Origin of the sequence: uncultured Bacteroides sp. (genome assembly GCF_937912035.1) — a bacterium.
Classification (GTDB): domain Bacteria; phylum Bacteroidota; class Bacteroidia; order Bacteroidales; family Bacteroidaceae; genus Phocaeicola.
On record NZ_CALDPF010000010.1, the window covers coordinates 1 to 24115 of the forward strand.

The following is a 24115-nucleotide window of genomic DNA, read 5'->3' on the forward strand; positions in this document are numbered from 1 at the left end:
TTGGAAACGGGATTACAAATCCCGATAAAATATCCATTGGATTGCAAATCCAATGGAACAAAAATGAAACAAAAAAACGAGGGAACAACCAAATGGCTGTTCCCTCTACCAAAACCTTAACTATGAAATTGTACCACTCCAGCTTCACAGCTGATAATGATACTCGTTTATTCAAGCCTTAACTATGAAAAACGATTTTACATACGTTTTGTTAAATCGATATGCGAATATAAATATAAACTCTTTTTCTCCAAATTTATTTTATATGTTATACAATATAATTATATTATCTCCAAATTTCAACTTATCCGAACTCACCCATTCCCAGACAGCTATTGAAAATGCAATAGACAATAGCCCTGATGAAAAAAGTTTGGAAAACCTCAAAAATCTTTGTAAAAATCTTTTGCAGCCTTTGCGTGATAAGCTTGGGAAACCTATTCATGTCACAAGTGGTTATCGTTGCGAAGAGCTTAACCGCCTTGTTGGCGGTGTTCCGACGAGCCAACACGTTAAAGGTGAAGCTGCGGATTGTTATTGTACGGATGGTCCTGAATTTCTGCTTCAAATTCTTCTCGACTCGGGGCTGGAGTTTGACCAGGCTATTGTTTATAAGAAGAAACGTTTCTTGCATTTGTCTTTGAAAAGGGGTGGCGGGAACAGGAAAATGGTTTTGCGGAAATAGAATAATACTAAACACTATTATATTATTCATATAATCCATATTTTACCAATAACAAACAAAATATTGTTTCTACAAAAAACGACAAAAGGCTGATACAAAAAAATGTATCAGCCTTTGTAATTGCATTTATCTATTTTGGTTTATTATGCTTCCTCAATAGCTGCCTGCGCCACTTTCATAAACGATTATTTCCCAATAGGTTACATTACCGGTGTATGTGAAGTGTATGCGCTTTGGTATGACTTTTTTCTAAAGCTGCTACTTTCTTAGCATTATTATTCTATCGCAGCTTGTGCCTCTCCAATACATATCTGTATTTCAATAAGATGCAATATTTGTGTATGTAATCTGTATGCATCTTGATATAATCACATACAATGCTTAGAGCAGTTGCAATAGATATTAAGGATGAAGATTTGACCTCTCTCTGTAACGAGATGACGCATTCATTTAAATTTCAGTATTGTTTATTTCCTATCTTTCAATAGCTCAATAATCACGTCCTTATCCTTCAGGTTTGAATCAAGACGTAAAATCTGTGAGTTCAGACTCTCTATTTGCTCTTTCAGAAGCTTGATTGTTTCCCTCAGGTTCTCTGTTTCTTTCTTTTCGCTGGATAACTGTACGGCCAGTTCTGCATCACCTATCAAATTATTTGCATTACCGTCCAATGAAACGGCTGCAAGATGTGCCGAAATATGATGCTGTTTCGGACAGAAAAGGGAAAAGAAATTGAAGTCCAATGCTTCGCTGACTTTAATAAGCCTGCTCGTTTCCATTGTCTCCCTTTCCAGTATGCGGTTTATGTGCTGCTGCGGTACACCTATTTTGCGCCCAAGCTCAGATTTGCTTAATCCAAGCTCGTTGCGTCTTTTGTCGATAGCCTGACCTACATGCACGTGTTTTATGTCATTATCCATACTTGTTTAAAATTATATATTCTTTATGTCTGTATAAACACCTATACATTCTCCATTTTCTATTAACATATACTGCCTGGGGCCTAATGAACTAACTTTTGAAAATTTGTTTTCGATATTCGAAAAATTGTCCATAATTTCATTTTTAATATTTGTTATTGTACCATTTTTATATTCAGCTTTATTTTCAAGACCATTTAAGTTGATTTCCATTTTCTTTTTTAATTCATAATATTTGGGAGCATAAAAAAAATAGAAGTTTGGATTATGCCTCTTTGCGCATAGTACTAGACGTTCTTTATAATAATCAGTATCGTAGTTTGAATACATTTTACTGATTAATATATTAACCAATAGATATTCAACTTCGGCTGCATAAGCTATTTCCATTATTTCTAACATATAGCTTTTTGAAAAAGCATTTCTCCATTTTTTGATTTCAGAGTAATTAGATCCAACTAAATAATTTATGGAAAAATCAATCTTTTCAAATTTTTGCCTGTAATCGCATCTTAGTCTATTAAGATCTTCTAATCTTTGTTCTGCACTACTGATATCTTCAGGTTTAAAATTTTCTAATTGATTTACTTCATTTATCCATTGGGAATTAGATTGTATAATACTATAATCTTTTTGAAATATGTTATTTATTAAAAAATCAAGTTTTTTGTTTATGATAGATAATTGTTCTGATATTTTATTTTGGAAATATAGTCCTGTAACTAAGGAAGTTATTTGAAATACTAATAAAGGGGTAGGAAATGAAGCTGACACAAATTTACCTTGCTTATAAAAATGTCCATCTTTCATTTGATAACCATGAAAAATATTAGGGTTATCTTTCCAAACATGAAGCATATCAGTTGGTATATTAACGCATTCGAGCAAATTTCTTCCATGATTGGAAATTATTCCATCTTGTATTGCTGTTGCAATAATGGGACTAACTGCCGACTTAAAATCTAAGTTAACAGTTTTGCATTGTCTCATAATAGAATCTTTATCTAAAATTGTCTCATCGTAAACAGGCTTTAATTCTGTAAATTCTTTATTAGTCTTTTTAATTACAGCCTTGAATTCTTTTGTCCTATTTGATTTATCAATCCAATGTTCAATTTGATCAATTGTTACTTTGCTTACACCGCCAGCGACGGTACTTGCAAGAAGAACTACTATATTATCTTTTTTTATGTTGGGTATTTTCATTTTTCTATCTACATAGTAATATTGAAATTGTACATATTATGTACTTGTTTCAAAAAATACATCTTAAACAATAAATCATCAAACAAATATTTGGTTATATAAACCATTTTATGTTACTTTGCAATGTAACCTATTCATTTGGTGAATACAAAGTTAAACATTAAATATTAAACATCCAACAATTATGTCTAAAAACTTAGAAAAAATCCGTCCGGCACTTGTTGCCCTTGAAGTAGGTGAATCCGTTTCATTCCCCATTTCACGTTTGAAAAGCGTCCGTACACAGGCCTCAGAACTTGGTGCCATCTACAACCGCCAGTTCAAGACCAGAACTGACAGGGAAAATCATACCATTACGGTCAAACGAACAATATAGCAACCAAATCAGGTTTATATGAAAATATTACAGTTTCTGGACCATCTTATACCATACGAAACATTTCTGAATGATCTCTCCTCCAGAATTGTCAGGCAATTGAAGGCTGACAAGGATGATCCTGAATTCATCAGCCAGAGGAAGGCATACGAACTTTTTGGTCGCAGGAATGTAGAACGGTGGAAACGTCAGGGAAAGGTGGTTTCCTATAAAAGACCGGGTAAGGTGGAATACCGCACAGCAGACCTCAGGCTTCTGCAGCGTACCACCCAGGACTATTTTGATGAAAGTCAGCCGAAACAGGCAGAAAAATCGGTCAAGAATGATAAATGATAAACATATTATGGCTAATATTTTAATAGTGGTAAACTATATGTGTTTAATTTAGCCGTGATACTCTATGAAATATAAAGAAAACAATTATAATAGGTACAGGAATGTGCGTCAGTAACCTTTGTTCGCCAGCTTATAGTTTAAAATAAAGTCGGACAGGTATTTGTATCGCACATTCATAATGATTTTATAATAATGAAAGAACTCAGACCAGCGTGCGATCCAAACGGTGTCTATTCAGTCAAGCGCACCTGTGCTGAACTCGGTATCAGCAACAAGACACTCAAAAAATACAGAGATAACGGATATATCCAACCGCTCAATCCTAATAATGTCAGCCGTCCGAAATACTCCGGTCAGTCAATAATCGATTGTTGGAACCTGCTCAGTACGTTATGATAAGCGAAACGACCATACGGAAAGTAAGGGAACTTGCCATAGAAGACGTACTCAGTCCTTATGTCAGACTATCCAGGAAAGGCTCAACCCTGATGGGACTTTGTCCTTTCCATACTGAGAAGACCGGTTCCTTTGCTGTCACTCCCAGCAAGAATCTCTTCCACTGTTTCAGCTGTAACCGTGGCGGTGATTCCATTACGTTTGTAATGGAAAAGGAAAACCTTTCCTTCAGTACCGCCGTGGAATTTATTGCCAGAAACCATAATATTCCGGTAGAATACATCAGTGAAGAGCGCAGTGAGGAACAGATGGCCGAAGCTAGGCACCATGAATCACTTCTGACAGTTCTCGATACAGTCCAGACCTTCTTCCTACAAAATTTAAGAGCAACAGACAAGGAAGAGAGCCTTGATGCCAGGACATACGCATACAGCCGGTGGCATGAGGAGTTCTGTGCCTTTGCCGGAATAGGCTATGCACCGAAAGATGGTCAGGCCTTTATAGATTTCTGCAGAAGCAAGGCTCTGAACGAAGAACTGCTGTACGAACTCGGCATGTTCAAGCGTGGTGAGGACGGCAACACATACGCCATGTTCCGACAGCGTATCATGATTCCCGTGAGAAACAGATGGGGACGCATCATTGCCTATACGGCCAGATATATCGGAGACAACAGGAAAGCTCCCAAGTATATCAACTCGGCAACAAGCATGATTTACTCCAAGGGAGAAACAGTATTCGGTATTGACCGTGCAGCCAGACTGCGTGATGCCGACTATTATATCATTGTGGAAGGTGCTCCTGATGTCCTGAGAATGCAGTCAATAGGATACGACAATACAGTAGCGTCACTTGGAACAGCTTGGAGTGACAGCCAATTAGAGCAGCTGAAGAAGTATGTATCCTCACTCTGTTTCATTCCAGATTCAGATATTGCGGAAGGCAAGCCATACGGACCGGGATTTGAGGCGGTGATGACCAATGGGGCTGCAGCCATAAGAAAAGGATTCCATGTAACAGTCAGGGAACTTCCTTTTGCAGAAATACCATCCGAGGCAGAAGGAGAAGTACAATATGCCAAGAATGATGCCGACAGCTATATCCGCAGCAGGGAAGATTATACTTCACTTCCGGAAAAGCATTTTGTCATCTGGTTGGCACAGAAACGTTTTCTGGTAGCCAGTTCCATGGTAGAGGAAAGAAAGTGTGTTGCGGAAATAGCAGACCTGTTGCGCTATATAAAAGACCAGCTTGTGTATGACCAGTGCATAGAACAGCTTTCCAGACTGCACGGGAAGGTAAAGCTATGGCGTGATGCCGTTACCCAGGCACGTGGTGAAGCCAGGAGAAGGAACGACAAACCTGCAGCCATGAACGAGATGCAGCGTGAAGCGGAACTGCTTCGCCAGTTCGGACTGTTCGTCAGGGAAAACTGTTACTACTCCATCGGTGAAGATGATGATGAACCGTCAAGAATCTCCAATTTCATCATGGAACCGCTATTCCATATCGAGGATGAGATAAACGGAACCAGAATCTTCCGTATGAGGAATATGTACAATGTATGCAGGGTCATAGAACTGAAGGAGTCAGAATTATGCTCACTGAGCAACTTCCAGCAGAAAGTCGGCTCACTGGGCAACTATGTATGGCTAGCCAAGATAGACAAACTCAACCGTGTAAAGGAATACCTGTACTCAAAGACCGATACGGCAGAACGTATCAGAAAGCTCGGCTGGAATGCGGCTGAAGGATTCTTCGCTTTCGGTAACGGAATATTCCTTGCAGGTACATTCAATGCCGTTGATGATTTGGGTATTGTCCGTGGAATCAACGGCAAGGCCTTCTATATACCGGCCACTTCAAAAATCTATCTAAACAATCCGGAGATATTCCAGTTTGAAAGACTCATGGTACATGAGAACCGTAACGGGATAAAACTGTATGATTACGTAAAAAGACTTATGGAAGTGTTCGGTGAGAATGCAAGCGTAGCCTTCTGCTATCTGCTTGCCACCCTCTTCCGTGACATCATATTCAGACGCACCCGCCACTTTCCCATCCTGAACCTTTTCGGTGAGAAAGGAACCGGTAAGACAACCCTGGCTACTTCCCTCCAGTCCTTCTTCCTGCACGGAGTTGATCCGCCCAATCTCGGAGTAACTTCCGTACCGGCCATGAACGACCGTGTATCACAGGCCGTCAATACACTTGCCGTGCTGGACGAATACAAGAACGACCTCGACATACGCAAGATAGCCTATCTGAAAGGACTTTGGGGCGGTGGCGGCCAGACCAAGAAGAATACGAATACGGACGGTATGGCAGCACAGACCATTGTCACTACAGGTGTAGCCCTTTGCGGCCAGGACAAGCCGACACAGGATATGGCACTCTATACCCGTGTCATCTTCCTTGCCTTTTCAAAGACATCATTCAACCAGAATGAGAAAAGAGCCTATGAAGACCTCGTATCAGTCTGCAACATGGGACTTACCCACCTCACCCTGGAGATATTGGGACACCGGGAACTGTTTGAGAAGAACTTTCCGGAAATATACTCCATTACCAAGCGTGAGCTGGCTGCGAAACTGGATAATGAAACCATCCATGACCGTATATTCGGGAACTGGGTTATTCCACTGGCCACCTTCAGAACACTGGAGACAGTAATTGACGTGCCTTTCAGCTATGCAGAATTGTTTGATACGGCAGTCAGGGGAATACGCAACCAGAATGAACTGGCTCAGGAAAGTTCGGAAATAGCGGACTTCTGGAGTATGCTTCAAGGATTCCAGACTTCAGGGAAATGTATTGAGAAGGCACATTATCGTATAAGGTATATGAAATCCTTCCGTCCGTTGTCTGTCAAGGAAGATATAGAATTTAAGGAGGCACGTCCGATTCTCTATCTGAACACAGCAGCCGTAGCATCACTGTTCAACAGCCGGAATGCAGGTTCCACCTCCAACCGCTCGAACTGGTCCACCATCATGTCCTACCTGAAATCCCATGCTTCATACCTGGGTCTGAAACAGGACAGATTCACCATACTTCTGCCAAGCGGACTTCCAGACTATACCATTGACATTGTAAATGGAGAGCAGGTTAAAAAGGTAAAGGTAAACCGACCGAAGGCATTATGCTTTGATTATCTCCAACTGAAAGAGACTTTCGGGCTGGATCTTGAGACTGAGGTTGTGGCTGAAGTGCAGGACATGAAGGAAGTTTTGTCTGACAGATCAGATTCTCAGCCTTCAGTTCCGGTACAACAGGATTTATCATTTTAATCATCAGGTCATATATGTAATAAAGGAGATTGATATAAATAAAAAAATAAAGAAGAAGCTTGTTTTGGATATGAAAATCAGCAGAATATTTTGTTTAATCATGATTTTTACATATCTTTGCAACACAAGAACCCGCCAAGCCTCTTCACAATGCTTAAATCGGCGGGTCGTTTTTTATATATGAGATACACCAAACAATATTCATCCCCATCCGAGCTTCTGGTAATTTTAGAAAATCGTGGACTTGATTGTTCTGACACGGAAAATGCTGAACATATATTACGGTCTATTGGTTATTACCGGTTATCCGGATATTTATATCCCTTTTTAAAAGCTCCGAAATCAGAACATATTTATAAGATTGACAGTACTTTAGATAAAGCACTCAGTTTATATGAGTTTGACCGTGAATTACGTCTGCTTTTATTCAATCAGATAGAACGTATCGAAATAGCAGTAAGAAGTGCCATAACGAATATAGCCTGTGAAGAAACTGAAGATGTGTTCTGGATGTCCAAACCTGAATATTTTGCGAACAGTGAAAAGTTTAATAAGACTATACAACTTGTGGATAAGGAAATTCAGGCCAGTCGTGAAGATTTCATTCTTCATTTTAAGGAGTCATACGAGGAACCATACCCTCCATCATGGATGATTGCGGAGATTATTCCATTAGGAACTCTTACCAGAGTCTATGAGAATATTTCAAGTAATCAGATTCGCAAAAAAATAGCCAGATATTTTGGCTTATCTGTTCCCGTGTTCATTTCCTGGATGACTATTATTACGCTTACCCGTAATTCATGCTGTCATCATGCAAGATTGTGGAACCGTTCTTTATCTTTACGTGCTCTCACCATGACAAGACCGCTCAGACCTTGGTTGGAAGATGATGTACAACAGGGACGAGTCTTCTTTACACTATGCATATTGAAACATTTTATAGACATAATACGGCCTGATAATGATTTCAAGCAGAATCTTTTAGTCCTTTTGGAAAAATATCCGATGATTGACACACAAGCTATGGGATTCGTTGATAACTGGTTGGAACAACCCCTTTGGGAAAGTTGATTTGCATCGTATATTGTTTATTCAAAAATATTTAGCTATTCAGATATAAGTATTATAAATGAGATGTTAAGTTTTCTATTGCATCTCATTTATAATATTTTCAGTATAACACTGACTGGTTTTCAGTACAGATTTACTATGTCCATGCCTTTCTTCATTGCCTCCCTGCAGGTGTAGAATGTTCCACCATAAGGTTTGCCGTCATAAAAGGCTATCACGCCACATGAATGCTCCAGCATGAAGTCATTGCGCCTTAGAAGACACCCGTGAAAATAGTGTTCACTCAATACGATAACCCGGTCAGCCCTGGAAACTATATTCTGATAACGTTCCTTTTCAATTGAAGGCCATCGGCAGTTCTGTCTTCTGAAAGGAACAACGGCAATGAGCCGTATATCCGGATACCTTCCCTTCAGTGATAATACTGTTTCAGCGGCCAGCATGTCGAATCCCATGGCCATGCCTGAATAGAAGCAGGTTATACCCGATTTGCAGGCGACGGACACGGCTTCAACAAGCCGTGCCCTTATTTCATCCTGCCTTTCTATGGGAACAGTTCTGTGTCCCGTGAAAGCCAGTGACTTTGATTTTTCTGATAATATTCCGTTCATAGTTCTATTCTTTATAATGAGTTCTTGCAAGGAAGATGCCTTCAATGACATTCGCTCCGAAACTCTCCAGCTGATTCGCATACATACCGAAACTGATTCCGCGTGTTATTACATCATCGAAGACTATTACTGCCTTACCTCTGAACCACTCTTCTTCAAACTCGATGATACTCACCTTTCTGATTTCCTTTTCAGCCTTGTGGTTTTCATGAATAGCAAGTCTTTCTCCGCATACCCTTACATGGTCATATCCGTTTATTGCTCCTGTGAGTTCACATACCCTTTTGCAGAAGTCCATGTACCTGATTTCATTCTTTCTTACTGATGATACCGGAACCGGAATGAATACCAACTGAGAACATCCATTTCCGTGTTCCTCAATCATTCTTGCTGCCGTCATCTGTGCTACCGCTTCATAAGACCTTCCATCCTTGAAGTCATAGACTAACTGTCTGCCGGCGATTTCCTTCTCGCCCACATTCTGAATACGTTTGGGAAAATACTTGCAGAACCATGTCTGTGGCTTTTCCAACTGCTTTCTGATGCTTTCGTCCATCTGTACCATACGCTCTGATTTTTTTCCCTTCTGTCAGCAAGTTTTTCAACTTGCCCGAAGGATATTTTTTGCAGTTCTCAGAAGCGCAGGCATTCAATATGGCAAACTACAAGGGAAGCTGAAAATATGCTCAACCCCGTTTGAGGAAGATTTTCAGCCCTGTGTTTGACGTTTGCAATGCCGGAGATACCTTTGCAAAAAAATATCTGCAGAGGCATGCTGAACAAACCTGTGGCTATAATGGTACATTAGTATAACCATGTATCCCTTTCGCATCAGATGTTTTCAGATAATAAAATGCACCCGTTTCAGGGGTGACAGTGTTGACAGAGAGTATCTATCAGTGTATCAGACACTTCATATAGAAATCATACGTTGACAAACGTTGACAAGTGTAGCCACAATTTTCTGTCCGCTAAAAATCCATAGCCAAACGTTGACACATTATAATACTCTATTCTTTATAAGAAAAATCAGAAAGAATATAATGTACTGTATTACAGTAATTTCCCAGACTGACTTTATACCGGATTTTCATTGGATTTGCTGTCAACGCTGTCAACTATCAAATATATTCCTTCCTGATTTTCATAAAAAAGATTCGCTATCAATCGCCAAACCTGCTGTATTGAATATGACAGGTAACATATAATCCATACAAATCCCACAATCTCCGGAATAATCCCATATTTGACGTATTGACAGCTAATAATCAGTTATTTACATTTGCAGTATCCCATAAACGAAAAGATTAACCAGCATGAGATATAATGAAAGTCGTTCCGGAAAAGACATATTCAGTAAAGGAGGCAGCACGCTACCTGGGTGTTCACCGCTGCACCATCTATGCCTATATCCGTTATCTGGAAAAGCCGCTGGCTTTCCTGAAGATACCTGACAAGGCAAAAAGGGTGTTCAGAGGAATCGACCTGATAGCCTACAAGGAAACCGGTCTGCCCAAACGTGGCCGCAAGCGTAAGGAACACCGTTAGTTCAGTCTGTCCCATGGAATGGTATCCAGGACATTATATTGGGCATTCATAGCAGCAAGTTCAAGAGCCAGCAGCCTTGCCCTTAGCCTGACATCCTCCATGTCAGCCATGGCCTGAAGGAACTCCGACGCTTCCATTACTCATGACTGAATCATCCATTCCTTTGCACATTTCTCAGGAACAACGGCACTGACGAAAGAGAATATTTCTTTTGCTATCCAGCCGGCTGTACAGTCACCGGCTTCAATGGTAAAGCAGAACGGCACACCGCTCGAAGTCTTTCGTTTGAAATTGAGAAACCGAATTCCATCCATGTTTTCCATAGAAACGCTCCACCCATGCCGGATAGAGATATTAAAAATATTACGACAATTTTCCATTTACCATATAATTATAGTTTTGTTTTCATTTACCTGCTATAATAAGCAGCCGGTCTTGTCCGTGACGGATTGGACCGGCCACTTCTGTTTTCATACAGCCTATTCAAACCTTGCAAGAAAATCCTGAAGCCTGCTGTCCTGAATCTGTTTCAGCGGAACGGGCTTAAAGTTCTGCTGCTGTCTTACCTGAAGCTTGCCAAGTCCCTGAGCACTCAGGTCAAGCTCCACATCCGAAAGCTCATTGAGGGAAACATACCCGTATTCATCCTCCATGAGTCCGACTACGATACTGAATAGAATCACATCGTCATCCTCCCTGTTTCCTTCAAGGATAAACCACTTTACAGAACCAAGGGCAAAAACCGCACGACAAACAGCTTCTTTTCCCTTGCCGTCCTGGGAGTAGAGCGGATAACCCTCCAGAGCTTCCGCCAGTTGTGTTGTCATCAATCTGCACATATCAGTTAAAAATTAAAAGATTGTTTGATACTCATTCTTTTTGTTTGCATAACACTTGATTTTGAAGTTCCAGTTCTTTTCCCTCCAGTAAAACTCATTGAGCTTTATGGCTGGGAAAAACCGTTTTATGTGCATTTGTGACTGCGGACCAAAGGGAGAAAAAGACAAGTGTGAAGTCAGAGAATGCAGACGGAATACCCAAATTTTTGAAGCATGAGAAAATTTGCGGAAGGCTGCCGTCAAGTCCTCAGACTGAAAGCGCAAGCGTCACTTGGCGTTACTCCAGTCCGAAGTATCTTTGCACATAAGAAACGGTTCCGGCTATGATGCTCCAATGATTTCCTGATATTCAGTATTCAAAGATTTCTGAAGAGCATAGTATCTGTTTTCAGACAAACCACCGGTAACCGGTTGCCAATGTCAGGGCCTTTGAAGTGAAGAGCAGCGCAACCTTAAAGGCTCTGTCTTTGGTAACTGTCCTGATTTATCTGCATGATTGTATGAACCTGTCGGGTGAAACTTGCCTGGTATCGGGATACGAAGCAAGTCAGCCGGTTAGTTTCCGTTGCATAAGGCAATTTGTTCCGGCATCGTATGAAATACGAACAGTCGGAACAGCTTGCCTGTATTTTAAGATGGGTATTCAAGGTAATTAGCCGTTCCTGTCTCATGACTTAAATTGTAAAGCATGAGAACTTCAAATAATTGATATAATTCGCAATTTTTATTGTAAATTACCTTGTTTGAATGATGTGTATTAGAGTTTTATTAATTACATTTGTAATGTAGGAAAAATAATCATCAATAATGTGGAAACGATGAAGGATATAAATCGAATTAAAGTGGTGCTGGTAGAAAAGAAACGAACCAACAAATGGCTAGCAGAACAACTTGGTAAGGATCCAGCTACAGTTTCTAAATGGTGTACTAACACTTCTCAGCCTGGATTGGAAACCTTATTACTGATTGCAAAAGCTTTAGAAGTAGATGTTAAAGACCTACTAAATTCTACTAAATAGAATCAGATATTTAAGTATTAAAAACAATTTAATGATGAGGTAACTTAATATGCCCAAAAACAAAAATGCAGATTATCGGTTTCAAGTCTTAGATAGATGCTTTAGTGATTTTCGTCATAAATATAATATCAAAGAATTATTAGAAAAAGTTAACGATAGACTTTATGATACAAATGGATGTAAGTCTATGATTATGGAACGTCAGTTGCGTGGCGATATTAATGCTATTCGTAAAATGCTTCCTGACGGAATATATCTTGAAGCAATTAAATATGATGGAAAAAAATGTTACTATCGTTACTCTGAACCTAATTTCTCTATCTTCAAGAATGAACTTTCTGTAGCAGAAGTGCAAAATCTTCGTGCTACCATTGAAATGTTGAGCAAATATAGAGGGCTACCTTCTAATGGCTGGCTAGAAGAAGTCATTTCAAACCTTGAATTAAGATTTGGTGTAAAAAGTAATGCTGAGAATCTCGTTTCATTTGGGCAGAATGAGCAATTAAAAGGTATTGAATATCTTTCTGATATTATTGATGCGACAATCAGCCATCAACCATTGGATATTGAATATATTTCGGCTAATGGCAATTATCATCAACATACATTACATCCGTATTTTGTGAAACAATATAACGGGAGATGGTTTCTATTTGGACTTGATGAAAAAGAGGAAAGGATAAAGAGCCTTGCTTTTGATCGTATTCAAAGTGTATCAAATAGCAACCTGTTTTTCAGAAAAAATGAAAAAATTGATTTCAATACTTATTTCGATCACGTAGTTGGTGTAACTGTACCGTATGAAACAGAGGCCAAATTGGAAGAATTTCAGTTGAAATTCTCTCCTAGACGCTTCAAGTATGTAATATCAAAGCCTATACATAAATCACAGAAAACGATAAGTGAAGATGACTGTATTATATCATTAAAATTATATCATACTTTGGAGTTAGAACAACAGATTTTTTCTTTTGGCCCTGATGTGGAAGTCCTCTCTCCCGCATGGTTTAGAAAAACTTTTGCAAAAAAAATAGCAGACTGTATGAAAAAATATTTTTCTATGCAGAACTTTTGCATAGAAAAGGCCGAACTTTGCAAAACCAACAAGACAATGGACGTTTAATTTAAATTTTTTGTAGACATGATACAGTTTGTTTCTCTTTCTTCTAAAGCGCAGACTCTCGTAAATCATTACGTAAACCTTTCTCGTGCTAAAAGTCCATTTGATGATAATATACTGAAAAAATTATTGATTTCAGTATATAGCCGCACTGCAAATGCAGATACCGAACTATTACATATTTTAGAAAAATACCTAATAAATTTAGGTGATTACTATACCGATGATGAAATTGATATTCTTATTTCAGAATATTCAGCTCTTGCTATGTATTGTCATCAGCATGATGATATATTCTATAGCTCTTCAGGTAACAGAAGAAAATCAACGATTGCAGGATTTCAAGATGGAGCAAGTGACTTTTTAGCTCCAATTGATTTGGTAAATATGTGTCTTAAAATAGCTGATTGTAAGACTGATAGTAATATTTATTTACCATTTGCTGGTACTTGTTCCTTTGCCTTATATCAGTCAACCTCATGCCATTATGATGCAGATGAGATTAGTACAGAAGTTTGGGCATATTCTAAGATTTTGCTCTTATCTCAAGGCATTGTAGCTAATTTGAGGTGTAGAGATTGTCTGGTTCGTGATGATAACAGTAAAGTATCTTCACCACAATATGATTATATATTCTCTTTTCCTCCTATGCTGTTTGGGCGTGAAGAGCGATACATCGCAAATACTTTCCTTCTCCTTGCACAAAATACTCTTAAAGATAATGGAGAGCTTTATTGTCTATTACCGATATCATTTTGTTATGGAAGAGATTGGTTAGAATTTCGTGAGTCAATTCTAAAGAAAAGTGCGAATTGGTATTCTGTTATTGTTATATCTTTACCACCATTGTTCAAGCCATATGCCTCTATTCCTATGTGCCTTCTGTGCCTTAAAAAAGATGATAAAGGTACAATATGTCTTGTAGATGCCAGAGATGATACTTTTTCTGCATCGAAAGATTTGGCTGGTTGGAAGCAAAATATATTGAAGGCTGACAGTATTATTGAGACTATATCAAAACAGGATGAGAAATATGTATGGATTGGTAAGTCTGAGGATTTATCAGGCGATATAAACCTTCAACCTTCTCGATACCTTATAAATTATATTCTTCCTAAAGCCAATGATGGGGAAAAATTATTCAAATTGGCAGATCTTGTTGATATAGTTCCTTTTAGTGGTATTGTAACAAACAGAATAGCAGAGGAAAGAGATATTGCTTTTATAAGTATAAAGGAACTTTCATCCTCCTATCTGAATTGTGATATTTATCGTAAAGAGATACCTGTTTCTGATAGAAGAATAGGATATAGAATACTTACGTCAGATTGCCTATTAATATGGTTCATAGGCGGAAAGTTTAAGGTAGGAAGACTGCACGGGGTATCTAAAACTGAACCGGTGGCATTAAGACCGGAGATTTTTGCCGTGAAGTTAAAATCCAAAGCCATTACTGAAGACTTTTTACTTCGCTGTATTATGGCTAAGGAAACAGAATTACAAGCCAACAGATTGTCAATAGGCAGTGTGATACCACGTTTAACTCAACCAGACTTTTTGTCTATATCAATTCTTGCGCCCTCCCGTATTGCAAAACAGGAGAGTCTATGCAAGGAAGATACAAGAAGCAGCTTGACCGAATCCGACCGTCAACTATTAGAGTCTGCAGAATCCTTTCGCCGCGATATTCACATGAAAAAGCATGCTATAGGACAGACTATTTTCAATCTGAATAACTGGATGAAAGTATTGCAACGTGCTCGTAGAGATGGCAATGGGGTTGTGGATGATAATGCCGTTGTTGGTACAATCCATAAAACTAAGGTTACTGATATTTATTCAAATCTACAAGCTATCATGCAGGAGTTGCAGACAAAAATTAGCAAATTGGATAGCGGATATGGTATGCAATGCCGTGAAATTTCATTAACTGATTTTATTGAAGACTATATTCAGAAAAATCCAAGTCCTATTTTTCAATATGTCTTTGATGCAATATCAAATCGTGCCCAGCAGGCAATTACCGATCTAAATGGTGAAGTTGTAATTGCAAAAGGAGATCCAATAGGATACGTTCATTTTCCGCCTGAAGCTTTGACCATTATTTTTGATAATATAATTAATAATGCCAGTTGTCATGGTTTTGAAGGTGTAACGAATTCTCAAAATATGGTTAGAATTGAGATTATGACAGAAGGAGAAAATTTCATTGTGAATATCTCCAACAATGGGAAACCATTACTTCCTGGTTATGACTCTGAAAGTGTACTTACCTATGGAATTTCTTCCAAAGAAGGTAATGGACACTATGGTATAGGAGGATATGAAGTACGTAAACTGATGCAGGAGTTTGATGGTGACGCGAAATTTATATCCAATCCTGAAGATGAGTTTTCTGTTACATATAAACTTATCTTTCGTAAAAACAACATTATTGCTTCATTTTAACTAATTTAGAGTATTATGTGTGATATTAAATATAAAGTTTTGTGGGTTGATGATCTTAGTGGAACACAAGACGAGATTTTTGCAACCGGTTTTGAAAGTGTTGCAGACGAAAAAGGTATAGAACTCGTTCCATTTACAAATTGGGAAGAAGCCGAACTGGAGTTAAAAAGGAATTTCAAGTCCTATTCTGCTATTATTCTTGATGCGAATTGCAAATACGGTAAAAATGACAGCAAGACCGATGAGCTTTTTATCCCATCTGTTGTATCGTCACTGGCCCGTATGTTTGGTGAGAAAAGACAAACTATACCTTGGTATATACTGTCTGCTGGAACAATGAGCAAGTTTGATGATATTGTTCAAATAGCGCAGCGCGACCATGCTACACATAAGGAAGAATGGGGGAATTTAGTATATCTAAAAGATGCCATAGATAATTCACAAAATTCTGTGGATGTAATGTTTACAAACATTGTAAAAGTCGCCAAAAGCCAAAATGCCAATATTATAGCGTTTAACTTTAAAGATGTCTTTAAGTATCTTGGCGAAGGAAAACTAATATGTAAGGAAGCTCGTACTATTATGATGGATATGCTCTGCGCATTCTACTATCCTGCTGATAATTGGCAATTTAAATACGAGGGCAATCCTCTTCGCAAGGTTATGGAGTATATCTTTCGTTCCGCATATAATTATGGCTTATTACCATTAGAGTGTTTTGAACGTGATAATCAGCTAAATTTGCTTGAATCCAATCGTTATATGTCTGGATTAGAAACGAAGCACAGTGGGTTACGTTATGGTAATGAAAGCGATACGATATTTCCTAAATCTATTGGCAATATTACACTACAGATACTAAATTTCACAAATGTTGATTCTCATACAAATGAGGAGCACCCCTACACTATAGATGATAAGGATCTAGAAATTTCTGAAAACGAAAAGGAACTTTATTTTTCGTATGTACTACAGTTATGCCATGTCATTAAGTGCTTCGGTTCATTTGTCGACAGCCATTCAGACAAGGAAGCAAATAAAGGGATGAAAAAAGTTGTGACTGTACCTACCTCTCCCAATAATACCCTAACCAACTCTCCAGTCGGTCAAAAAGCTTTGGTTCAGAAGGGAGAAAGTGGTCCATACATTCTGAATTGCAGATTAGCTCCTTGTTTTGAAAAATATGTTGGAAGCTATGCTACAATAATTGATGTTAATCAAAATAATGGGAAAGATACTGATGTCTTTCCCTATTATGCCAAAGTAAAAATTGAAAAATAAAAGATATATGACTGAACAGGAATTAGCTAATGTGATATGGGATATTAAAGAGATTATCCGAAATCTATATGATGATGCAGAGGTGGAAGACGTAATTCTTCCGTTTACTCTTTTGCGCCGTCTTGACTGTGTCCTCGATGAACACCGAGATGCCATTATGAAAGAAATGAATGCCATCAAGGACAAGCCGATCCTTATGCAAGATATCAAATTAAAGAGTCTGCTCAAACAGCATAAACTGACATTCTTTAACAAGTCTGGATTGTCTTTGGAGCGTTTGTTGGGTGCACCTGACCAAATAGGAGCATCTTTCCAAACTTATCTAGACGGATTCACTGATAATGTGAAAGATATACTTGCAAACTTTGTTCATACTGATACATCAAGCGAAACGCTCGATCTCTCTCCAATTTACAGCCGATTAGAACGTCACGACAAGCTATTCTCTGTTATCCAGCTTTTTGTGCAACGAGCAGACCTTCACCCTAATGTAGTAAGTAATTCCATGATGGGAACTGTGTTTGAAATTGTAGTCCGCCGTTCAAAAGAGTCCAGCAATACGAAAGCCGGCCAATTCTATACACCGCGTGAAATTGTTCGTTTACTGGTATCACTTACAATGTGCGGTAAAGAGAATGAGTTGTATGAACCTGGACGTGCATTTTCTATTTACGATCCTTGTTGTGGAACCGGTGGTATGTTGACTGCCGGACGTGAATATTTACAAGAAATTTCCGGTCGTAAAGATTTAAAAGTGTATTTGTATGGACAGGAGTTGAATGAAAAGACCTATGCCATTTGCAAATCAGACCTTTTAATGAAGGGTGAGGACCAAAATCTGGACCGACAGTTATTCCGTGGTGATACATTGGGCGATGACAAATTAGAGGGAAGTACATTCAACTTTATGCTTGCAAACCCACCATTTGGAATGGATTGGGGCAAAGATGAACGTGTAAAAAAGCGTGTGATGGATGATAATTGTCTCGGAGGACGTTTTGAAGCAGGATTGCCAAGCAGTAATGACGGTTCTTTGCTATTCCTCCAACACATGATTTCCAAGATGGATAATCAAAAAGGTTCTCGTATTGGTATTGTTCTGAATGGATCTCCCTTGTTTAATGGTGAGGCTGGTAGTGGCTGGAGTAACATTCGTAAAATGTTACTTGACCGTAACTTGCTTGACTGCATTGTGGCATTACCTAAGAATCTGTTCTATGGTACCGATATTACTACTTATCTTTGGATTCTCGACAACAAACGCCCTGCCGAACGGCTCAATAAGGTATTGTTTATTAATGCTGCTCATACAGAGTACACCAAACTGCTGCAAAAGAATTTAGGTAAAAAGCGTTTTGAGATTGCGAAAGAAGATGATATTCTAGGGATGTATAGAGAATATAAGGATGCCATCCGTGATATTGTATACGAAAAAACGGGTAAAGTAGAGCAACTTCAGGTAGCACGTCTGTTAGATTACGACGACTTCCGTTATACTACCGTAGTAACTCGTCGCCCATTGCGCCTATGGTATGAAAACATCACGGAGAAATATGCGGAGCTGCGCGAAGACGAAAATTTTGATGCGGATGCGAAGAAGAATGCCATCCTGAAAATGGTAAGCGAGATAGATGGAATTGATAAAAAACGCTCCGATTGTGAATTCTTTGCTTATTTGAAAACCAAGAAAATAAAATATACAGCAACTGAATTAAAATTGTTGCGTATGATGTTCGGTACTATCAGCGAAGAGGCGCCCGAAGTACACGAGAAGCCATTGGATGTAAAGAGTGATTTTGTTGCAGATACGAATCTGAACGACACTGAAAAAATTCCTCAAAAGCAAGATATAGACGAATATTTTGCCCAAGAGGTTCTGCCATACGCTCCCGAAGTATGGATGGACCGCACCAAAGACAAACTCGGTGTGGAATTTCCATTTACACGTATATTCTATAAATACCGTCCACTTCGTTCGGTTGATGAAATTTTAGCAGAATTGAGATCGTTAGATGATAGTATCAATATCTAATTACAAATGGTATGAAGTACGAAGAATATAAAGATAGCGGTATAGAATGGATTGGTGAGGTGCCGAGTCATTGGGAAGTAAGAAAAATAAAGACTCTGTCGATTGTTAAGCGAGGAGCTTCACCAAGGCCGATTGAGGATCCTAAATATTTCGATGAAAATGGAGAATATGCTTGGGTTCGTATTGCTGACGTATCTAATAGTGAACGATATTTAGAAACAACGACGCAAAAATTATCAAAATTAGGAGCATCATTAAGTGTAAAAAGAGAGCCAGGGGATATTTTTATTAGTATTGCCGGAACTGTTGGAAAACCAATTATTACGCATATAAAATGCTGTATTCATGATGGATTTGTTTGGTTCCCATTTCTAAAACAGAATTCTGAATTTCTATATTATATTTTTATGTCTGGACAACCATATCTTGGATTAGGGAAAATGGGAACTCAATTAAACCTCAATACAGAAACCATCGGAGATATTAAAATACCCATTCCACCTCTCATAGAACAGCAAGCTATTGCCACATATTTGGACGAGAAGTGTGGAGAAATAAACCGGGCAATCGATGTTCAGAAAAAGAAGATTGATCTTTTAAATGAACTGAAACAAACCATCATTACTGATGCTGTTACTAAAGGACTTGACCCAAATGCACCGATGAAAGATAGTGGTGTGGAATGGATTGGCCAAGTGCCAAGACATTGGGAGGTAAGAAAAATAAGGACTCTATCCATTGTCAAACGAGGAGCTTCTCCAAGACCTATTGAGGATCCTAAGTATTTCGATGAGAACGGAGAGTATGCATGGGTCCGCATTGCAGATGTATCTAGTAGTGAACGATATTTAGAAGAAACAACGCAAAAATTATCAAAACTGGGAGCATCATTAAGTATAAAAAGAGAGCCTGGAGATATTTTCATTAGTATTGCAGGAACTGTTGGGAAGCCTATCATTACACATATAAAATGTTGTATTCATGATGGGTTTGTTTGGTTTCCATATTTAAAGCAGAATACAGAATTTCTATATTACATATTTATGTCTGGACAACCATATCTTGGATTAGGAAAGATGGGAACTCAATTAAATCTTAATACAGAAACCATAGGAGATATTAAAGTACCCATTCCAGGGCTTCAAGAGCAACAAAATATTGTAAAGTTTCTTGATGAAGAATGTACTAAGATTGACGCCCAAATCTCTAAGGCAAATCGACATATCGAATTATTAGAAGAGTTGAAACAAAGCATCATTACCGAAGCAGTAACAGGCAAAATAAAAGTATGTTGAACCGATAAAGAAATTACAATATGAATCCGCTGAATGAAACCGTATTTGAAGAGCACATTGCACAATATCTTGCGGCAAGTCCTCTATATAATCAACGCAAAAGTTCACAGTTTGACATAGACAATCTTGTGGACCGAGAGATGTTGGAGCATTTCTTGCAAGCACAAACTATGGTTTGGCAGAGACTTCAAAATCATTTTCCTGGTAGAGAAACAGAAACTGTTGTAGTCGAAATAAATAAATTTCTAAATAGAGGAGATAGTTTGCTCACACTGTTCAACAAAGGCATAACAATCAAAGGTACAAAAATCAGATTCATGATGCCTAAACCAGTGTTGGAGAACGAAGATTCGAGTAACTATCAACTGTATTTAAGCAATCGCTTTAGCGTAGTCCGTCAGATGCATTATAGTACGGCAGCAGACGATAGTGGTAACGAATTAGACCTTTGCATCCTACTCAATGGCCTGCCTCTAATGACCTTTGAACTAAAAAATGAGGGTACAGGTCAAAACTATGGACACGGCATCTATCAATACCGTTACAACCGTTCTTCGGTAAACCGCATGCTTCGCAATTGTCTGGTACACTTTGTGATGGACAACAGTTTTGTGTTTATGACCACCAAACTTAATGGCGAGCAGACTCGTTTTTTGCCATTCAACAGAGAAAGTACAAATCCTGTCATTGAAGGTGAATACCCTACTGCCTATATGTGGCAAGAGATATTGCAGGCAGATTCCTTACTTAACATCATAGAACATTTCATCAAACGATATAACGATGAAGATGGCAAACCAGTAGTCATCTTTCCCCGTTTCCACCAATTAAGAGCCGTACGTAAACTCTGTAAAATGGTGATAGAAGAAGGACCTGGACATAACTATCTGATTCAACATTCGGCAGGTTCTGGAAAAACCAAGTCAATGGCTTGGCTGGCTCATCAACTTGCCAATATGACCAATGCCGACCACACACCGATTTTCGACAGCATTATAATGGTTACAGACCGTATCGTGCTAAACAGAAATATGGCGGATGATGTGGTGAATTTCCAGACAGTTGCCGGTACAGTCAAAGATATTCGTCGTGGTTCAAAGAATTTGGCAACTGCACTCAATGAAGGAAATAAAATCATCATTTCTACAGTGCAGAAATTCGCATTTGCACTAAAAGATTTGAAACGCGATACCCAACGAAAGTATGCTATCATTGTAGATGAAGCGCATACCGCCATAGGTAATGAAAGTGCAAAGGATTTGGTAAATGCTCTTTCTACAGACAAAGATTTACAGAATCTTCCAGATTTCAATCCAGAGGAATATGAGGACCAAACAGACGCAATGCTTGCATATTTGCAAGTGATGCGACGCATGATGAAACATATTAGTTACTTTGCCTTTACAGCTACGCCCAAAGACAAAACATACGCTCTCTTTGGTATTCAGGATGGCCCGAACAAAGGCAAAGCCCACGATCTCTACTCTATGAAACAAGCCATTGACGAGAAATTCATTCTTGATGTTTTGGCAAACTATAAAAGCTATCTCACCATGTTTGAGTTGATCGAGAAAAACCCAACCAATGATCAAAAGAAATTCTTTGAAGAGAAAAAAGCGCTGAAAGTAATTTATGGCGAGCTGAACAAGAATGCCTATATCATGCTTCGAAAAGCTCATATGATGTTGGAACATTTCATGCACCATACCATCAATAAAATCGGGCATAAAGCAAAGGCTATGGTTGTCTGTGACTCAAGACGTGCAGCGGCTGATTACAAGCGTTTACTTGACAGACTTATTGTAGACAACTATGATGGTAAAATCAAGACATTGGTAGCTTTCTCTGGCGAAGTAGAAGACAGTCATGGGCGTAAATGTACAGAAGCGAACATGAATGATGGTAACGTTTTTGATGACGGTATTCGTGAGAAGTTTAAAGAAGATGATTACAAGATTCTTATCGTTGCGGAAAAATTCCAAACAGGCTTTGATCAACCATTGCTTCATACGATGTATGTAGATCGTATTTTAGGTGGCATACAATGTATTCAGACATTGTCTCGTCTGAATCGCTGTTATCCTGGTAAGGAAGATACAATGATTATAGATTTCAGAAATGACCACGAAAAAGTGCAGAAAGCATTTCAAGCGTATTATACAGAAACAACCCTTGAAGGTGAAGTAGATACGCAACGCATTTATACACTTAAATGCGACATCGAGCAGTGGAATATTTTCAACGAGATGGAAGTTGATGCTGTAGCCAAGGCATTAGTCTCCAGTAACGGAGTGAGCGGTGTGCCAACTATTCTTAAACGGATAGTTGATGAAAGAGTTATGCCGCTTGACGATAATGAAAAAGACCGTTATCGTAAAACGGTTTCACGTTATGTCCGCCAATATGGTTTTTTAGCTCAGCTGATTGACTTCACTGATCCCGACTTGGAAAGATTCTATATCTTTTGTAAGATTTTCTACAAGTTCCTGCCATATACTAGAGAGACTCTTCCGATGGAAATTTTGGATTTGATAGACCTTGACAAGTTGCGTATCCAAATGTCGTATGAAGGGCAAATAAAATTAGAAGATGAGGAACAAACACTTCGTTCTTCGCGAATAGGAGAGCCTGGACAAAAGAGACCAGATAATGAGTTACCGGTTTCAGAGATATTGAACATGGCCAACAGCCCATTTGTTGGATTATTAAACGAAAACGACAAGATTCTCCGACAGATTTGGGATGCAATCCTTTCAGATCCTGAAGTAGTAGATGCGTTCCATGCTGGGAACAGTTATGATATTTTGATCAATATTGTCAGAGAAAAGTTTGATGAAAAAATAGCCCTAGAGATTGAGAAGTATTATAATTTTGCAGAAGTTCTGGAAAAGGAACAGGCATTCAGTCTTGCACTTGTCCGCAAGTTTGTAGATGCTTTGGCTGAAAGAACAGCGAGAAATTCCAATTTCCCATATGATGAAGAACAGTTGAAAGAGATTCTTTGCACTGTTCTCAAAGAAGAATTTGAGGTTATTAAAAACAGACTGCGTAATATCAAAGAAATTGTGGATACATTTTTCTTCACTCTCAATGAAACCAGTATACCACAACTTGATGGTGTTGATGGACTGATTAAGACCGCATTGAATAACGTATTTGCAAATACGACTATTGGTTTGTTGGAGAAGCGAACTTATTTCAATTCATTAGTAGCAAAATATGAAGCATATCTGAAAAAGTTATATTACTTGCTCAACGAAGATGACGTGCCTCGCAACCCGAATACACCGGATAAAACTCCAGGATTATCCGAATGTATCTTTGCATTTCCTTGTTTGAAAAAGCTCAAATATAGCGACGACAAATGCGAACAAAAATTCAAAGGTTATCTTGATTTATTAAGGCAGTGGCGTAATGACGAAGCACACCTTTCTCCAAATGCGACAGAAGAAGAGATTAACGCTGCTCTAAAAGTAGTCACATCCATGTACCTTTATGTAGTTGGTAATAATATAACTGATTTGGAAAGTGCAGGGAAATAATAAAATGGCTTTGAGTAAAAAATACTGTATTAATAATGTTGAGTAAAGCTGGAAGCTGTGCTGAATAAATATAAATGGAGTTATAGGTGTTGATTTT

General features: G+C 38.6%; 23 protein-coding genes. 16 read left to right on the plus strand and 7 right to left on the minus strand.

The genetic code is table 11. The features are described from left to right. Positions 1-182, plus strand: a 182-nt coding sequence (locus Q0486_RS01460) for a hypothetical protein (RefSeq protein WP_299229729.1), incomplete at its 5' end; no start/stop codon positions are given. A 2-nt stretch (positions 183-184) separates the two neighbouring features. Beyond that, positions 185-685 (plus strand): D-Ala-D-Ala carboxypeptidase family metallohydrolase, encoded by a 501-nt coding sequence (locus Q0486_RS01465; protein ID WP_299229732.1) that lies wholly within the window; start codon positions 185-187, stop codon positions 683-685. A 467-nt stretch (positions 686-1152) separates the two neighbouring features. Here the strand turns inward: Q0486_RS01465 and Q0486_RS01470 are convergent, their stop codons facing one another. Both Q0486_RS01470 and Q0486_RS01475 read right to left on the minus strand, forming a co-directional pair. Further along, positions 1153-1605, minus strand: coding sequence for a helix-turn-helix transcriptional regulator (locus tag Q0486_RS01470; RefSeq protein ID WP_032595873.1), 453 nt, complete (start codon positions 1603-1605; stop codon positions 1153-1155). Positions 1606-1617: 12 nt separating this feature from the next. After that, positions 1618-2811 carry a hypothetical protein gene (locus Q0486_RS01475; RefSeq protein WP_299229735.1) on the minus strand — a complete coding sequence of 398 codons (1194 nt, stop codon included), beginning with the start codon at positions 2809-2811 and terminating at the stop codon, positions 1618-1620. Between the two features lie 184 nt (positions 2812-2995). Here Q0486_RS01475 and Q0486_RS01480 point away from each other — a divergent pair, with 184 nt between their 5' ends. The 5 genes from Q0486_RS01480 to Q0486_RS01500 all read left to right on the plus strand — a co-directional run bounded on the left by Q0486_RS01480 (position 2996) and on the right by Q0486_RS01500 (position 8283). After that, a complete protein-coding gene (locus Q0486_RS01480) occupies positions 2996-3187 on the plus strand; it encodes a hypothetical protein (RefSeq protein ID WP_299229738.1) in 192 nt (63 codons plus the stop codon). A gap of 18 nt (positions 3188-3205) precedes the next feature. Further along, positions 3206-3520 (plus strand): hypothetical protein, encoded by a 315-nt coding sequence (locus Q0486_RS01485; protein ID WP_299229741.1) that lies wholly within the window; start codon positions 3206-3208, stop codon positions 3518-3520. A gap of 195 nt (positions 3521-3715) precedes the next feature. Beyond that, positions 3716-3919, plus strand: a complete 204-nt coding sequence (locus Q0486_RS01490; protein WP_299229745.1) for a DNA-binding protein — start codon at positions 3716-3718, stop codon at positions 3917-3919. Further along, a complete protein-coding gene (dnaG, locus tag Q0486_RS01495) occupies positions 3916-7209 on the plus strand; it encodes a DNA primase (RefSeq protein WP_299229748.1) in 3294 nt (1097 codons plus the stop codon). The genes Q0486_RS01490 and dnaG overlap by 4 nt, the downstream gene beginning before the upstream one ends. Positions 7210-7389: 180 nt before the next feature. Then, a complete protein-coding gene (locus Q0486_RS01500) occupies positions 7390-8283 on the plus strand; it encodes an Abi family protein (protein WP_299229751.1) in 894 nt (297 codons plus the stop codon). A gap of 122 nt (positions 8284-8405) precedes the next feature. Here the strand turns inward: Q0486_RS01500 and Q0486_RS01505 are convergent, their stop codons facing one another. Both Q0486_RS01505 and Q0486_RS01510 read right to left on the minus strand, forming a co-directional pair. Beyond that, positions 8406-8894, minus strand: a complete 489-nt coding sequence (locus Q0486_RS01505) for an SLOG family protein (protein ID WP_299229940.1) — start codon at positions 8892-8894, stop codon at positions 8406-8408. 4 nt (positions 8895-8898) lie between these two features. After that, positions 8899-9459 (minus strand): ribonucleotide-diphosphate reductase subunit alpha, encoded by a 561-nt coding sequence (locus Q0486_RS01510; protein ID WP_299229754.1) that lies wholly within the window; start codon positions 9457-9459, stop codon positions 8899-8901. A gap of 761 nt (positions 9460-10220) precedes the next feature. Between Q0486_RS01510 and Q0486_RS01515 the strand changes: the two genes are divergently transcribed. After that, positions 10221-10442 carry a helix-turn-helix domain-containing protein gene (locus tag Q0486_RS01515; protein WP_055298265.1) on the plus strand — a complete coding sequence of 74 codons (222 nt, stop codon included), beginning with the start codon at positions 10221-10223 and terminating at the stop codon, positions 10440-10442. Here Q0486_RS01515 and Q0486_RS01520 read toward each other — a convergent pair. The 3 genes from Q0486_RS01520 to Q0486_RS01530 all read right to left on the minus strand — a co-directional run bounded on the left by Q0486_RS01520 (position 10439) and on the right by Q0486_RS01530 (position 11281). Beyond that, entirely contained in the window at positions 10439-10579 is a 141-nt protein-coding gene (locus tag Q0486_RS01520; RefSeq protein ID WP_299229759.1) for a hypothetical protein, read from the minus strand. The two genes, Q0486_RS01515 and Q0486_RS01520, sit on opposite strands and share 4 nt — an antisense overlap. A gap of 3 nt (positions 10580-10582) precedes the next feature. Next, on the minus strand, positions 10583-10822 hold the full coding sequence (locus Q0486_RS01525; protein WP_299229762.1) for a hypothetical protein: 240 nt from the start codon (positions 10820-10822) through the stop codon (positions 10583-10585). Between the two features lie 99 nt (positions 10823-10921). Next, positions 10922-11281 carry a hypothetical protein gene (locus Q0486_RS01530; protein ID WP_299229765.1) on the minus strand — a complete coding sequence of 120 codons (360 nt, stop codon included), beginning with the start codon at positions 11279-11281 and terminating at the stop codon, positions 10922-10924. 434 nt (positions 11282-11715) lie between these two features. Here Q0486_RS01530 and Q0486_RS01535 point away from each other — a divergent pair, with 434 nt between their 5' ends. The 8 genes from Q0486_RS01535 (at position 11716) to Q0486_RS01570 (ending at position 24018) form a co-directional block, all read left to right on the plus strand. Then, entirely contained in the window at positions 11716-11937 is a 222-nt protein-coding gene (locus Q0486_RS01535) for a hypothetical protein (RefSeq protein WP_299229768.1), read from the plus strand. A 153-nt stretch (positions 11938-12090) separates the two neighbouring features. Then, positions 12091-12300 carry a helix-turn-helix transcriptional regulator gene (locus tag Q0486_RS01540; protein WP_299229771.1) on the plus strand — a complete coding sequence of 70 codons (210 nt, stop codon included), beginning with the start codon at positions 12091-12093 and terminating at the stop codon, positions 12298-12300. 49 nt (positions 12301-12349) lie between these two features. Beyond that, entirely contained in the window at positions 12350-13423 is a 1074-nt protein-coding gene (locus tag Q0486_RS01545; RefSeq protein WP_299229774.1) for a WYL domain-containing protein, read from the plus strand. A gap of 18 nt (positions 13424-13441) precedes the next feature. Next, positions 13442-15868, plus strand: coding sequence for a GHKL domain-containing protein (locus Q0486_RS01550; RefSeq protein WP_299229776.1), 2427 nt, complete (start codon positions 13442-13444; stop codon positions 15866-15868). 15 nt (positions 15869-15883) lie between these two features. Beyond that, positions 15884-17149, plus strand: coding sequence for a hypothetical protein (locus tag Q0486_RS01555; RefSeq protein WP_299229778.1), 1266 nt, complete (start codon positions 15884-15886; stop codon positions 17147-17149). Between the two features lie 7 nt (positions 17150-17156). Further along, on the plus strand, positions 17157-19181 hold the full coding sequence (locus Q0486_RS01560; protein ID WP_299229781.1) for a class I SAM-dependent DNA methyltransferase: 2025 nt from the start codon (positions 17157-17159) through the stop codon (positions 19179-19181). An 11-nt stretch (positions 19182-19192) separates the two neighbouring features. Next, complete coding sequence (locus Q0486_RS01565; protein ID WP_299229784.1) at positions 19193-20476, plus strand: restriction endonuclease subunit S; 1284 nt, start codon at positions 19193-19195, stop codon at positions 20474-20476. Between the two features lie 20 nt (positions 20477-20496). Further along, positions 20497-24018, plus strand: coding sequence for a DEAD/DEAH box helicase family protein (locus Q0486_RS01570; RefSeq protein ID WP_299229787.1), 3522 nt, complete (start codon positions 20497-20499; stop codon positions 24016-24018). The last annotated feature ends 97 nt before the right edge of the window (positions 24019-24115 follow it).